General features: G+C 69.9%; 11 protein-coding genes. 3 read left to right on the forward strand and 8 right to left on the reverse strand.

The window, feature by feature from the left end:
- Positions 1-15: 15 nt before the first annotated feature.
- The 6 genes from HZZ10_RS10540 to HZZ10_RS10565 form a co-directional block, all read right to left on the reverse strand.
- Positions 16-1,179, reverse strand: coding sequence for a Gfo/Idh/MocA family protein (locus tag HZZ10_RS10540; RefSeq protein ID WP_179913471.1), 1,164 nt, complete (start codon positions 1,177-1,179; stop codon positions 16-18).
- 171 nt (positions 1,180-1,350) lie between these two features.
- Positions 1,351-1,833, reverse strand: coding sequence for a DUF4870 domain-containing protein (locus HZZ10_RS10545; RefSeq protein WP_179913472.1), 483 nt, complete (start codon positions 1,831-1,833; stop codon positions 1,351-1,353).
- Positions 1,834-2,110: 277 nt separating this feature from the next.
- Positions 2,111-4,174, reverse strand: coding sequence for a beta-galactosidase (locus tag HZZ10_RS10550; protein WP_179913473.1), 2,064 nt, complete (start codon positions 4,172-4,174; stop codon positions 2,111-2,113).
- 151 nt (positions 4,175-4,325) lie between these two features.
- Complete coding sequence (locus tag HZZ10_RS10555) at positions 4,326-5,687, reverse strand: ABC transporter substrate-binding protein (RefSeq protein WP_056136219.1); 1,362 nt, start codon at positions 5,685-5,687, stop codon at positions 4,326-4,328.
- A 78-nt stretch (positions 5,688-5,765) separates the two neighbouring features.
- Positions 5,766-6,734 carry a carbohydrate ABC transporter permease gene (locus HZZ10_RS10560; protein WP_056136221.1) on the reverse strand — a complete coding sequence of 323 codons (969 nt, stop codon included), beginning with the start codon at positions 6,732-6,734 and terminating at the stop codon, positions 5,766-5,768.
- Positions 6,731-7,687 carry a carbohydrate ABC transporter permease gene (locus HZZ10_RS10565; RefSeq protein WP_056136223.1) on the reverse strand — a complete coding sequence of 319 codons (957 nt, stop codon included), beginning with the start codon at positions 7,685-7,687 and terminating at the stop codon, positions 6,731-6,733. The genes HZZ10_RS10560 and HZZ10_RS10565 overlap by 4 nt, the downstream gene beginning before the upstream one ends.
- A 305-nt stretch (positions 7,688-7,992) precedes the next feature.
- On the opposite strand from HZZ10_RS10565, the gene HZZ10_RS10570 reads away from it, so the two are divergent.
- Positions 7,993-9,102, forward strand: coding sequence for a LacI family DNA-binding transcriptional regulator (locus HZZ10_RS10570; protein ID WP_306525986.1), 1,110 nt, complete (start codon positions 7,993-7,995; stop codon positions 9,100-9,102).
- Positions 9,103-9,177: 75 nt separating this feature from the next.
- Here the strand turns inward: HZZ10_RS10570 and HZZ10_RS10575 are convergent, their stop codons facing one another.
- On the reverse strand, positions 9,178-9,714 hold the full coding sequence (locus tag HZZ10_RS10575) for a DUF4188 domain-containing protein (protein WP_179913474.1): 537 nt from the start codon (positions 9,712-9,714) through the stop codon (positions 9,178-9,180).
- Positions 9,715-9,782: 68 nt separating this feature from the next.
- Between HZZ10_RS10575 and HZZ10_RS10580 the strand changes: the two genes are divergently transcribed.
- On the forward strand, positions 9,783-10,418 hold the full coding sequence (locus HZZ10_RS10580; protein ID WP_179913475.1) for a MerR family transcriptional regulator: 636 nt from the start codon (positions 9,783-9,785) through the stop codon (positions 10,416-10,418).
- A gap of 119 nt (positions 10,419-10,537) precedes the next feature.
- Positions 10,538-11,008 carry a GNAT family N-acetyltransferase gene (locus HZZ10_RS10585; protein WP_056136230.1) on the forward strand — a complete coding sequence of 157 codons (471 nt, stop codon included), beginning with the start codon at positions 10,538-10,540 and terminating at the stop codon, positions 11,006-11,008.
- 88 nt (positions 11,009-11,096) lie between these two features.
- On the opposite strand, the gene HZZ10_RS10590 is transcribed toward HZZ10_RS10585, so the two are convergent.
- Positions 11,097-13,922: a lamin tail domain-containing protein gene (locus tag HZZ10_RS10590; RefSeq protein WP_228087416.1), complete on the reverse strand. Its 2,826-nt coding sequence runs from the start codon at positions 13,920-13,922 to the stop codon at positions 11,097-11,099.
- Positions 13,923-14,097: the final 175 nt, after the last annotated feature.

Below are 14,097 nucleotides of genomic sequence, written 5' to 3' on the forward strand. Positions count from 1 at the left end.
GAACCGTGCGTCGTGTCAGAGCGAGATGACCGGCACGTCGAGGGTCCGGCGCTCGGCGGACGACCGCAGGCCGAGCTCGGCAAGCTGGACGCCGCGTGCAGCGGAGAGCAGCCCGAAGCGGTGCTCGCGTCCGGCGACCACATCACGCAGGAACTCTTCCCACTGGGCCTTGAAGCCGTTGTCGAGGTCGGCGTTGGCGGGCACCTCGAGCCACTGGTCGCGGAAGGACTCGGTGACAGGCAGGTCCGGGTTCCACACGGGCTTCGGCGTGTGTGCTCGCTGCTGGGCGACGCACTTGTTGAGCCCGGCGACGGCCGACCCGTGGGTGCCGTCGATCTGGAACTCGACGAGCTCGTCGCGGTAGACGCGGACCGCCCACGACGAGTTGATCTGGCCGACGACGGGGTCGCCGTCAGGCGTCTCGAGCTCGAAGATCCCGTAGGCGGCGTCGTCGGCCGTCGCGGTGTACTCGGTGCCGGTCTCGTCCCAGCGGGTCGGGATGTGCGTGACGGTGGTCGCGTTGACCGACTTCACGGTGCCGATGATGCCCTCGAGGACGTAGTTCCAGTGGCAGAACATGTCGGTGGTCATGCCGCCGCCGTCTTCCTTGCGGTAGTTCCACGACGGGCGCTGCGCAGCCTGGATGTCGCCCTCGAACACCCAGTAGCCGAACTCGCCGCGGATCGACAAGATCCGTCCGAAGAAGCCCTCGTCGACGAGGCGGCGCAGCTTGACGAGCCCCGGCAGGTAGAGCTTGTCGTGCACGACGCCTGCGGTGATGCCCGCCTCCTGCGCGATGCTCGCGAGCTCGACGGCCTCCTCGAGGGTCTCGGCCGTCGGCTTCTCGGTGAAGATGTGCTTGCCGGCCTTCATGGCCTTCTTGAGGGTCTCGGCACGCAGGCTCGTCATCGAGGCGTCGAAGACGATGTCGACGGTCGGGTCGGCGATCGCGCCGTCGAGGTCGGTGGTCCAGTGCTCGACGCCGTGCAGCTCGGCGAGCTCGGAGACCTTGGCCTCGTTGCGTCCGATGAGGATCGGCTCGACCTGCACCTTGGTGCCGTCTTCGAGGGTGAAGCCGCCCTGGTCACGGATCGGCAGGATCGAGCGGAGCAGGTGCTGGCGGTATCCCATGCGGCCGGTGATGCCGTTCATGGCGATGCGGAGCGTGCGGGTGGTCATCAAGGGTCTCCGGGTGGGTCGACGCGGCGGTGGTCCAGCGGCGTCGTCGCCGCTGCGGCCGTGGCAAGAGCTGTAACGGAATGCGCTTTCCAGCGTATGGAAAAGGGTTGCCGCCGTCAAGGGTGGAGACGCGAGGTGCAGCCTAGGGATGGGCCCGGCCCGAGGTGGGGACTACTTGATGATCTGGACGTCGACCGGGTACGAGGTGGCTCGGCGCTGGTTGACGGCCTGGAAGTTGGTGTAGCCGAGGTAGATCGACAGGACCCAGAGGGCCAGCCAGGTGAGGTAGCCGATCAGCACGATCATCAAGACGTAGGAGACGACGTACCCGACGGTGACGACCAGCTGGAAGTTGAGCGCGCGCTTCGACTCGGCGGAGACGTAGCCGCTCCGGTCCTTGAAGACGAGCCAGATGATCAGCGGGGCCAAGAACCCCAGGACACCACCGAGCAGGTGGCTCAGCCCGGCCCACTGCTGAGCCTCGGCGTCGGTCAGCGGGACCGGGGTGGTCCTGCGGGCGGAGGGGGAGTCTGCGGGGGGTAGTCGCTCATCGTCGTACCTCTCTCCGGGCGCCGGTGGCGCATGGTCGCGGCTGACGCTGCCCGCTCTCGGATCGTAGCGCCGTAGTTCCCACCGCGACCAGAGGTGGTTCACGCACGGGCCACGAGGTCGCACAGACGACGACGAGGTCGTACAGACACGCCATCCCAGCCCCGGATAGAGCTGGGTTTGGCGTGTCTGTACGACCTCGTCGGTGTTCGTGCGACCTGGTCGACAGTGGTGCGACCTGGTCGACATCCGTGCGACCTCGGGGAGCTTCGTGCGACCTCGCGCACGATGGTGCGACCTCGCGGGCCGAGGGGGGTCGGCCCGCGAGGTCAGCTGTGTGGTGGCACCGGTGCGCTCTCGCGCGACCGTCCCACCGAGGGTGTCAGCCCTGCTGCGCCGTGCGGCGCAGGACGACGACGCCGCCGGCGTCGATCTTCACCGAGCCCTCGTGCACGTCGCCGGTGAGCAGGTCGGTCCCCGACGCCTCGACAGTCGTCGCGTCGTCCGTGTGGTTGATCGCGAAGAGGAACTCGACGTCGTCAGCCCCACGGCGCACGACGAGCTCGACACCCGCGTCGGCCTGGGCGATCGCGGTGACGCCGGCCTCGGCGAGCAGCACGTCGACGAGCTCGCCGCGGGCCGCGTCGGACAGGTCTGTCGTGACGTACCAGGCGGCGCCGGTGCCACGAGCAGCGCGCGAGATCGCGGGCCACCCGACGCTCGGGCCGTCGACGTACGTCGCACGGGCCTCGGCGTCGACGAGCGCGACGGGCTCGGACCAGCCGGACGCCTCGGCGGACGGCCCGCCGACGACGTAACCGTCGAGGTGGATCGTGTCGCCGGGGAGCACAGGCGCGAACTCTTCGACGCGGACGCCGAGCAGGTCGCGGAACGCGCCCGGGTACCCACCGAGGTGGATGTGGTCGTCCTGGTCCGCGATCCCGGAGAAGTACGTGACCACGACGGTCCCGCCAGCCTCGGCGAAGGCCGTCAGGCGGGAGACGAGGGAGTCGTCGGCGAGGTACAGGTGCGGGACGACCACGAGCCTGTAGCCCGAGAGGTCGGCGTGCGCGGGCACGACGGCCGTGCCGACCTGCTTCTCCCACAGCGAGCGGTACCAGGACAGCACGCGGCGGCGGTACTGGAACTCGTTGTTGGGGTGCGAGTCGATCTCGGTGGCCCACCAGGACTCGTAGTCGAACAGCACGGCGGTCTGCGCCTGGACCGTCGACCCGGCGATCTCGCCGAGGGAGACGAGGTCCGCGCCGAGGGAGACGACGCCGCGCCACAGGGCGGAGTCGGTCCCGGCGTGGGGGACCATCGCGGAGTGGAACTTCTCGGCCCCGGCCTGGGACTGGCGCCACTGGAAGAAGCACACGGCGTCCGCACCGTGGGCGACGTGCGCGAGGGAGTTGCGGCGCATCTGGCCCGGGCGCTTCTGAAGGTTGACGTGCTGCCAGTTGACCGCCGACGTCGAGTGCTCCATGAGCATCCACGGCTCGCCGCCGGCGATGCCGTGCGTGAGGTCTGCGGAGAAGGACAGCTCGATGTGCGAGACGGGGTCGGCCGAGGTGATGTAGTGGTCGTTCGACACGAGGTCGACGTCGCCGGCCCACGACGTGTAGTCCATCGCCTTGGTGTCGCCCATGACCATGAAGTTGGTGGTGACGGGGACGTCCGGCGTGATGCGGGTGAGCACCTCGCGCTCGGCGCGCAGCTGCTCGCGCAGCTGGTAGGAGGAGAAGCGTGCGAAGTCGAGCTGCTGCGTCGGGTTGACGAAGGCCGTCGAGCGGCGCGGCGGGAGGATCTGGTCCCAGGCCGTGTAGCGCTGCGCCCAGAAGTCGGTGCCCCACGCGCGGTTGAGCTCGTCGAGCGTGGTGTAGCGCACCTCGAGCCAGCCGCGGAAGGCGACGGCTGCGACGTCGGAGTAGTCCAGGACGTTGTGGCAGCCGAGCTCGTTCGACACGTGCCACATGGCCAGGGCCGGGTGCTTGCCGTAGCGCTCGGCCATCTTCTCGACGAGGGCCAGCGAGTACTCGCGGTACACCGGCGAGCTCGGGCTCCAGGACTGCCGCGACCCGTGGTAGAGCGTGTGGCCGTCGACGTCGACGGGCAAGATCTCCGGGTGCAGCGTGGTCAGCCACGCGGGCGTCGAGGCTGTCGCCGTCGCGAGGTCCACGGCGATCCCGTGGCTGTGCATGATGTCCAGGACGTCGTCGAGCCACTCGAAGTCCCACTGGTCGGGGGCCGGCTGGAGCCGCGCCCACGAGAAGATCGCGACGGAGACGAGGTTGACCCCGGCCTCCTGCATGAGGCGGGCGTCTTCGAGCCAGACCTCGCGGGGCCACTGCTCAGGGTTGTAGTCGCCGCCGTAGGCGAGAGGTCCGCGCGCTGTGGGAGCAGCGTCGGCGAGGGGCTCGGGCCAGCGGATCCAACGGGAAGCCATGTGATCAGTCCTGTGCGTGAGAAGGGTGGTGCGACGACGCGAGGCGCCAGTCGGTCGAGCTGTGGTGCGGGGACCGGGTCTGGGGGACCCGGGAGACGACGACGGTCGGGGCTCGGCGCAGGCCGTGCCCCGACCGTCGTCTCGGTGGTGCTTACTTCAGCGTGAAGCCCTGGCTCGAGCCGTACGACGTGGCCGACTCCTGCCAGGTCGCCAGACCCGGTGCGAGGTCGGTCTTGGCGCCGAGAGCCTGACCTGCGGTGTCACCGAAGATCGAGTTCGCGTAGACCTGGAAGGGCAGGTACTGCCATCCGGAGGAGACAGCCTTGGACGACTCGACGAAGACCTCGTTGATCTTCTGGTTGCCGAAGAACGGGTCCTCGAAGCCGAGGAAGGTCTCGTCAGCCATGATCTCGGTCGTGGCGGGGAACAGACCGGCGTCGACCTGAGACTGCACGGCCTCGATGTCGGTCGTGAGCCAGCGGGAGAACGCGAGGGCCGCAGCCTGGTTGTCGCCCTGCTTGAGGACGGAGACACCCGAGCCACCGTTCTCGGCGTTCATCGGGGTGCCGGCCTCGTAGGTCGGCATCGGGGCCGCGCGCCACATGCCGGAGGTGTCCGGCATGTTGGTGCGGATCGAGCCCGGAGCCCAGGCGCCGGTCAGCCACATCGCGTACTTGCCGTCGGAGAAGGAGCGCCAGAAGGCGTCGTTCCAGCCCGGGGCCACGTCGATGAGGTCTTCCTGGATGAGGGTGTCGAAGGTCTCGGTGAACTTCGTGGTGCCCTCGTCGGTGAAGTCGATGCCGACAGTGGTGCCGTCGACGCTGAAGGGGCGTCCGCCGGCCTGCCAGATGAGCGAGTCGACACCACCGGCGTCACCCGGGTCGATCGAGGTGATGTAGTTGTCGGGGTTGTCGGCCTTGATGGCGCGGGCCACCTCGGTGAACTCGTCCCACGTCTCGGGGACCTCGAGGCCGAGCTTCTCGAGGATGTCGGCGCGGTAGAACATCACCTGGGGGCCGGTGTCCTGCGGGAAGCCGTACTGGTCGCCGCTCACGGAGACCTGGTCCCAGGCGGAGCCAGCGAACTTGGGCTCGAGGTCGGACAGGCCGACGTCGCTCAGGCTGACCACCGAGTCGCTCAGGGCGAACTGGGGGAGGGCGAAGTACTCGATCTGCGCGACGTCGGGAGCACCGGTGCCGGCCTTCACAGCGTTCTGCAGCTTGGTGTACTGGTCGGCCGACTGGCCGGCGTTGGTCAGCGTCACCTGGATGTTCGGGTGCTTCTCGTTCCAGAGGTCGACCGTCGGCTGCAGGTTCGGGACCCAGGACCAGAACTCGAGGGTGACCTCTTCGTCGGACTCGAGCGCTGCGTCGACGTCGGCTGCGGTGATGTCGGTCGAGCCGGCACCTTCGCCGGAGTCGTCGCCGCCGCCGCAGGCCGCGAGGCCGAAGGTCAGCGCGAGCGCTGCCGTGACCCCGATCGTCCGCGTGAGGCGGGTCGTGTGGTTCTTCATGATCTCTCCTTGGGTACTTCGTCGTATGCGCCAGGGCGCAGGAGGGGGAAAGCCGGTGGTGGTAGAGCGGGCCTCGCGCTACTGCTTCACGGCGCCGGCCGCGAGGCCGGACTGCCAGAAGCGCTGCAGCGAGAGGAAGACGATGACCAGCGGGATGATCGCGACGAGCGAGCCGACGAGCACGAGGTTGTACACGGGCTCGGTCGAGCCGGAGGACCCGGACTGCGAGTTCCACTGGTTGAGGCCGACGGTCAGCGGGTAGAGCTTGGGGTCCGTCAGCATGATGAGCGGCAGGAAGTAGTTGTTCCAGGTGGCCACGACCGCGAACAGCAGGACCGTCACGAAGCCGGGGGCCAGCAGGCGCAGCGACACCGTGAGGAAGGTGCGGAGCTCACCGGCGCCGTCGAGGCGGGCTGCCTCGAGCAGGGAGTCGGGGACCGAGTCCTGGGAGTACACGTACATGAGGTACAGACCGAAGGGGCTGGCGAGCGCCGGGATGAGCACGGCCCACACGGTGTTCGTCAGACCGAGCTGGCTGAACATGAGGAACGTCGGGACCGCGAGGGCGGTCATCGGCACGGTCATGGCCCCGATGACGATCGCGAAGGCGGCGCGGCGACCCGGGAAGTTGTACTTGGCCAGGCCGTAGCCGCCGAAGGTCGCGAGGATCGTCGCACCGATGCCGCCGACCCCGGCGTAGAGCACGGTGTTGGCGAGCCAGCGCGGGTAGACCGAGTTCTGGTAGGAGAACAGCTGCTTGATGTTGTCCCAGAGGGCGAAGTCGTCCGCGAACCAGAGCCCGAAGGAGGTGAACAGACCACCGTTGGTCTTGGTCGAGTTGATGACCAGCCACACGAGCGGGAGCAGGACGTAGAGGAACATCACGACCATGATCACCGTGAGGGTGATCGAGGACTTCTGGCGCGGAGACGTCGGACGGCGGCGGCCACGACCAGCGCGGCTCTTCTTGGCAGCCGAGGCGACGGTCGTGCTGTCGGTCGCGTCGACGACTCCGGAGACGGGGGCGGGGGTGCTGGCGGTGGTCATTTCTTCCCTCCGGTCTCGAGGCGGTTGCTCACGCGCTGTGCGAGGTAGGCGACCACGACGGTGATGAGACCGACGATGATGGCGACGGCGGCCGAGTAGTTGTACTGCTGGCCGTTGAACGCGAGGTTGTAGGCGTACATGTTCGGCGTGTAGTAGGTCGTGATCTCGGTCGGCGCGAGCGCCTGCAGCACGTTCGGCTCGTTGAAGAGCTGGAAGCTGCCGATGATCGAGAAGATGACGGTGAGGAGCAGCGCCGGGCGCAGTGCCGGGAGCTTGATCGAGAAGGCTGTGCGCATCGCGCCGGCCCCGTCGATCTCGGCTGCCTCGTAGAGCTCGGTCGGGATGACCCGCAGCGCCGAGAAGAGGATCAGCATGTTGTAGCCCACGAAGGACCAGGTGACGATGTTCCCGATCGAGACGAGCACCCACGAGCCGGCGAGCAGCGCTGGCGGCTCAGCCCCGAAGAACTCGAAGACCTGGCCGATGAGGCCGAAGTCCTTGCCGTAGATGTAGCCCCACATGAGGGCCGCGACGACCGAGGGCACCGCGTAGGGCAGGAACAGCGCGATGCGGAAGCCGCCCTTGGCGCGCAGGCGGCCGGAGTCGATGGCCAGCGCCGCGAAGAGCGCGAGGCCGATCATGATCGGCACCTGGACCGCGAGGAACAGCAGCACGCGGCCGAGGCCCGTGCGCAGCAGCGGGTCGGCGATGGCCTGCGTGTAGTTGCTCAGCCCCGTGAAGAAGGAGCCGCCGATGAGCCTGTCCTGGAAGAACGACAGGTACATCGCGTAGACCAGCGGCGCGACGATCGCGAAGAAGAAGACGGCGAGGAACGGTGCGACAAAAGCCGCGCCGGCCCAGTCCTGCCGCTTGTACCTGGTGCGACGTCGAGGTCGGGGGGTCGGTGCCGGGTCTGCGTGACCGGGGACCGCGTGCTGCGTAGCGGACGTCATCGTCTCTCGTCTTTCGGTTGCTCGTGCGGCGGCGGTGCTGCGGACCCCCCGAGGAGGGCTTCGGCACCCTCGCCGTGTTAGCGCAAACATTTTCTGGTCCGCACAGCATCACAGGCCGAACGACGTTTGGTCAACCGAGAAAGTGTTGCGAACGGGTAACGGCGAGATTCCAACGATCGCCGTGGACCGGAACGTCGGATTCGCCGGGGACTTCGCTATGGTTGCGCTAACAGCCGACGAGGGCCTACTCTCCGAACTGTCCTCGGTTCACCACTCGTGGACCGTGCACGCAGAAGGGGAAGACGATGGCGTCCGAGGATCGAGCGACGGCTCTGGCCGCAGTGCGAGACCACGACCGGGACAGGGCTGACGAGACCGACAGCCGCCCGGCGGGTCGGCGCCGCGCACCCTCCATGGCCGACGTCGCCAAGATCGCCGGCGTCTCGGCGCAGACCGTCTCGCGCGTGGCCAACGGCCGCGCCAACGTCGACCGCGCGACCCGCGACAAGGTCCTCGACGCGATGCAGGTCGTCGGCTACCAGCCCAACGGTGCTGCTCGCGCGCTCGCCACGGGCCGCTTCGGCGCCTTCGGCGTCATCTCCTTCTCGATCTCGAGGATCGGCGACGCCCGCACGATCGAGGCCATCGCCAACGCGAGCCGCTCCGCGGGCTACTCGATCAACCTCATGGTCGTCGAGCGCCCGACCCTCGGCGGGGTCAGCGCGGCCATCGCGAACCTCGCCGGGCAGAACGTCGACGGGGTCGTCATCATCCAGGCGGAGATCCTCGACGTCCCGTCGCTGGTCATCGGCCCGACGCTGCCCGTCGTCATCACCGACACCTACCCCTCGCCGCACCCGGACTACCCGATCGTCGACACCGACCAGGAGGGCGGCGTGCGCCGCGCCGTCGAGCACCTGCTCGCGATGGGTCACGAGACGGTGTGGCACGTCTCCGGTCCGACCACGTCGAGCGCCGCGCAGGAGCGCACCGAGGCCTGGGGCCAGGTGCTGCAGCGTGCAGGCGCGCCTGTGCCGCCGGTCCACCAGGGCGACTGGACGGCCGGCTCGGGCTACAGGATCGGCGCGCTGCTCGCCGAGGTCCCGCGCGAGGAGCTCACGGCAGTGTTCTGCGCCAACGACCAGATGGCCATCGGCCTGATGCGCGCCTTCCACGAGCGCGGGGTGCGGATCCCGCAGGACGTGTCGGTCGTCGGCTTCGACGACATCGACGAGGCCGAGTACGTGTGGCCCCCGCTCACCACGGTGCGTCAGCGCTTCGACGAGGTCGGCGAGCTGTGCGTGCAGACGATGCTCGAGCAGATCGAGCAGCAGGGACGCGGCGCGAAGACGCTCCGTCTGGTCCCGGTCGAGCTCATCGTCCGCGACAGCTCCGGGCCCGCGCCGCGCCGGTAGGCCCGGCGCGAGGGTCGCGGCTGTGCGCGGGCTCGAGCCGTGCGGGGCGCTGCCCTAGGTGGGTCGGTGCTGCGCTCAGCTGGCCGGAGTCTCCGGCGACGCTGCAGGGCGGCTGTCGGTCTCCGGCGACCCCGTGGTGCGACCGTCGGCGAACCGGGCTCTGGCCCTGTCGTGTCGAGAGGTCACCGGGACCGAGGTCGTCGCGGCGGGCAGACCCATGGGCGGGGTCGAGATGTAGATGCTCTCGGCGCGGTCGACGAGGAAGGTCTCGTGCCAGACCCCGACGGCCCGGGGTGCGGACCGCGCGCGCTGGTTGAAGCGGGCCCAGGCCGGACGGTGGTGCTGCTCGGCTGACGACGCGTAGTCGTAGAGCTTGTCGATCGAGGACCAGTACTGCACGAGGTACGGGCCGGAGGCGCCCAGCAGCATGTGCGACCCGAGCATCCCCGACTCCGGGTCGGTGCTCAGCTCGCGCAGCATCCTGGGCATGTCCGCGAACAGCGGCATCCACAGGTCTGGTCGCCACCACTGGTTGATGGTCATGCCGATGTGGAAGACGACGAGCTCGCCCTCGTGGCGGTGGGTGGTTCGGCCGACGGTGACCCGTGACATACGCTTCTCCTGACCAGATAGTGACGCTCTCTAGATTGGAGAGTAGCACTATCCAGAAAGGATGGGCCATGAGGATGTCCGAGCTGGCTGCCGCGTCGGAGGTCCCGGTCGCGACCATCAAGTACTACCTGCGCGAGAGGCTGCTGCCCGAGGGGCGGCGTACCTCCGCGACCCAGGCTGTGTATACCGACGACCACCTCGCCCGGCTCGGCGTCATCCGCGCGCTCCTCGCCGCCGGCGTGAGCATCGCCCGGGCCCGGGACGTGATCGCGGCCCTCGACTCGCCGCCCTCGGGCCCCTACGACTTGCTGGGCGTGGCGCACTCGGCCGTCGCCCCCGAAGGGCGCCCGGTCGGGGACCCGACCGAGGCTCGCAGGCTCTACGAGAGGCTGGGAGGGGCGGCCGACGAGTGCGAGCCCGGTCTGCTCGCGGGGCTCGCGCAGTCGCTCGACACCCTCAAGCAGGCGGGTTTCACCGTGCCCCCAGAGGTCCTCGAAACCTACGTCACCGCGGCCCGTCGCATCGCGGAGGCCGAGATCGACGGCATCCCGACAGGCTCGCCCGAGAGTGCCGTGGAGTACGTCGTGCTCGGGACCGTGCTCACGGAGCCGCTGATCCTCGCGCTGCGGCGAGCGGCCCAGCAGGTGGTCTCGGCGGAACGGTTCACGGGGGACGACGCTGGCCGGTCGGGCGCAGAGGCCTGAGACTCTGTCGTCCGCCAGGCTGGCCGTGAGCAGCACCGCCAGAGAGCAGGAGCAGTCGCGCGGAGCACGGCGCGGGGCCGACGCGGAGCACGGCGCAGCGCGCGGCCTAGGCTAGATCCATGCTGACCTTCGTCCCGGTGCCCGTCGACGCCGAACCCGCTGCGACGCTGCTCGGTGAGTACTTCACCTCGAGGGAGCTCGGGTTCACCGGCGGCACCTACCAGGTCTTCACCCCCGACCCTGCGAGGTTCACGCCACCCGCGGGGACGTTCCTGGTCGGGCTGGACGAGGACGGCACGGCTGTCGGCTGCGGCGGGGTCCGCCGGATCGACGACGCCCCGGACGGAGCGGTGCGCTTCGAGGTCAAGCATCTGTGGTTGCGCCCCTCGACCCGTGGCAAGGGCTACGGCCGCGCGCTGCTCACCGCCCTCGAAGAAGCCGCTGCTGCGCTCGGTGCCTCGCGCACGGTGCTCGACACCAACGCCTCGCTCGCTGCCGCCGCGGGGCTGTACAGGTCGAGCGGGTACGCGGATGTCCCCGCCTACAACGACAACCCCAACGCGACGCACTGGTACGCCAAAGACCTCTGACAGCGACGAGGGCCGAGCAGTCGTCTGCCCGGCCCTCGTCGTCGTGCTGTCGTGCTCAGCGGTGCTGATCGCGTCAGACCCGCTCGCGTCAGACCCTGTCGCGCCGAGCAGGTCGGCGGGCGGCCAGGACGGTCGCCCCGGCGAGCACGAGGACCATCGCGGCCAGGACGGCGCCACGGCCGTCCAGCCCGGTCGACGCGAGCGGCCCGCTCGCGGCAGACCCGCCGCCCACGCGACCCGGTGCGCCGGCTGCTGCGACGATCTCGATCTCCTGCCACCCGATGATCGCGCCGGTCGAGTCCAGGACCACGAGGCGGTGGAGGCCGACAGGGACGTCAGCCGGGATCGTCACGCGGACGGTCCCGTCGGCGGCCACGACGGGCGAGCCGAGCAGGCGGGGCTCGGAGTGCAGCCACACGTAGACGGTCTGGCCCGCGTACCGGGGGTCGACCGTGATCGTCACCGCCTGACCCGGGACAGCGGTCGTCGGTGCGGCGATGCTGCCACGGGTCGCGTCGGTGAGGAGCGTGGTGTCGACAGGGGTCGTCGCGGGAGCCGGTGACCCGGGCGTGCCCGGGGTGCCAGGCGCAGGCTCACCGGGGGCGGGCTCGCCGGGGACCGGCTGACCCGGCTCGCCCGGGGTGGGCTCGCCAGGTTCTCCAGGTTCACCGGGCTCCCCAGGCTCGGTCGGGCTCTCCGCGCACGGGAAGGTCCCGGTGCGCAGCGAGTACCCGTCGGTGTCGTTGTCGTCCGCGTAGAAGGTCGCGCGCGAGCCGTCGACGCAGGTGGCGGCGTCGGCGATCGCGAAGCCCTCGTTGGCGAGACCGGTGTCGGCCGAGGCCGGTGCCTCGTACACCGTGGTCGCCGTGAAGGCACCGGCGTCGTCGATCTCGAAGAGTGCTGTCCGCCCGGAGCAGGCCTCGTCGCACGCCACCCAGAGGGCGTCGAGGTCGGCGTCGAACTGCACGTCGGCCACGAGGTCGAAGGGAGTCTCCATCGCGGCGACCCGGACGAAGCTGCCGTCGTCGAGGAGCGCGTAGGCGTAGACGCCCGCCGTGCCCTCGACGCCGACGACGAAGAGCCCGTCGCCGTGGCCGGGGTAGCTCGCCGGGGCGTAGGCCGAGCCTGTGCGCTGGTCGACGAAGCCCTGCGCGGTGAGGAAGGTGTCCGGCACCCAGGTGATGCCCTCGAGGCCGGCGTTGGCGCCGAGGCCCGGGAAGTCGGCAGCGAGGTTCCACTCGTCGGTGGCCACCAGGGTCGTCGCGTCGCCCGTGACGTCGTAGCGCAGGACCGAGGGCCGGCTCACCGACGACTGGTCGTTGTTGCGCTCGGTCGAGACGTAGACGCCTCCGCCTGAGGAGTCGGCGGCGACCGTGACACCCTCGGCGTCGACTGCGCCGCCACCGTCGGGGTAGCGGAGCGTCTTGCCCGCGGACCAGCCGGCTGCTGTCGTCGGGGCCCACCCGCCGTCACCGCCGGCGACGATCTTGTAGAGCAGGCCGTCGCCGTTCTGCACGGCCCACAGGGTGCCGGGAGCGGCCGAGCCCGAGGGCTCGTAGTCCAGCCCGCTGAGGTCACCCGAGAAGGTGTCGACAGCGTCGAGCGGGACCTCGTCGGGTCCGCCCGGCCACGGCTGCGGGGTGAGCACGCCCTCGCAGGTGTTCGCGGTGCCGCGGGTCGCGGCGAGCGTCGTGGTGATGTCACCGGTGCCGTCGGGGCAACGACCGTAGGAGGCGCCCGGGTCAGCGGTCCACGTGTGCTCGTCGACGACGGTTCCGTCGCTCGAGCGCAGCTGGAGGGTGCCTGCGCTGGCGAGCGGCAGGTCGAGGGCGAGGAATCCGGCGGGTGCCAGGGACGTGCCGGCCGAGACCGTCGCCGTGCCGGTCGTGCCGGTGCCGTCGGTCGCCGTGAGCGTGTACCCGTCGAGGGGGACGGCAGACGCGCCGATGCTCGTGAGCTCGACCCAGTCGCCCGAGGTCGAGACCTCGTTGACCCGTACAGGCGAGGAGCAGTCGTTCGGGGCGCCCTTGGTCGAGACCGTCGTAGTCGTCATGTCACCGGTGCCGTCCGGGCAGCGCCCGTAGGAGACGAGCGAGTGCACGGTCCAGGAGTGGTCGGCGACCAGGGTGCCGGTCGTGTCGTAGAGCCTGACCGAGTCCGCGTTGCCGAGGCCGAAGTCGAAGCCGACAGGGTTGGAGCCGGACACCTGGTCGATGACGAAGAAGGCGCCGGGCTCGACGACCGAGCCCGCGGGCAGCGTGTACGGCGTCCGCGCGTCGTCGTCGTCGCGGAAGGTGAAGCCCGAGACGTCGACGGGCCCGGTGCCTGTCGTGGTGAGCTCGACCCAGTCGGTGTCGTCACCGTTCGACTCGACCTCGTTGACGACGAGGTCGGCGGTCGCGCCGGGGGTGGCGCAGTCGTTGGCAGCGCCCTTGGTCGGGCTCGCGGTGGTGGCGAACGGCCCCGTGCCGTCGGGGCAGCGTCCGAGGGTGGTCGGGCTGTGCTCGGTCCACGCGTGCTCGTCGACCACCGTGGTGCCGTCGGTGTCGTGCAGGCGGACGAGGTCCTCGCCCCCGAGGCCGAAGCCGAAGGCTGCCTCGTCGAGGACGAGATATCCGTCGGCGGCGATGATCGTCCCGGAGGGGATCGTGTACGACGGGGTGCCCTTGCTGTCGGAGAGCACGAGACCCGAGGCGTCGACCGGGACCGTCGAGGTGTTCTTCAGCTCGACCCAGTCGCCCGGGTCGCCGTCCTTCGACTCGATCTCGTTGATGACGACGCCGGTCAGGGCGGCAGGTGCCGCGGGCGGGTCGGTGACAGCGAGGGCGGGAGAGGCGGCGAGGGTGACGAGGCTGCTGGCGGCGAGGGTGCTGGCGATCAGCATCGCCCCAGGCCGGAGGGAGGGCGCGCGCATGCGTATCCGTTCGTCGAGGCAGAGGTGCGGCCACTGTCCCGGAGCCAGGCGTAGGTGGGGTGAACGGGAGGTGGCGTGGCGGGCGCTGCCTGCTGAACTATGGGCTGACGGCGGACGGCCCGCCCCCAGAGCGGGACGGGCCGTGCGGTGCGTGCCGTGCTGTCTCAGCCGACGT

Source organism: Sanguibacter inulinus, assembly GCF_013415325.1.
Taxonomy (GTDB): domain Bacteria; phylum Actinomycetota; class Actinomycetes; order Actinomycetales; family Cellulomonadaceae; genus Sanguibacter; species Sanguibacter inulinus.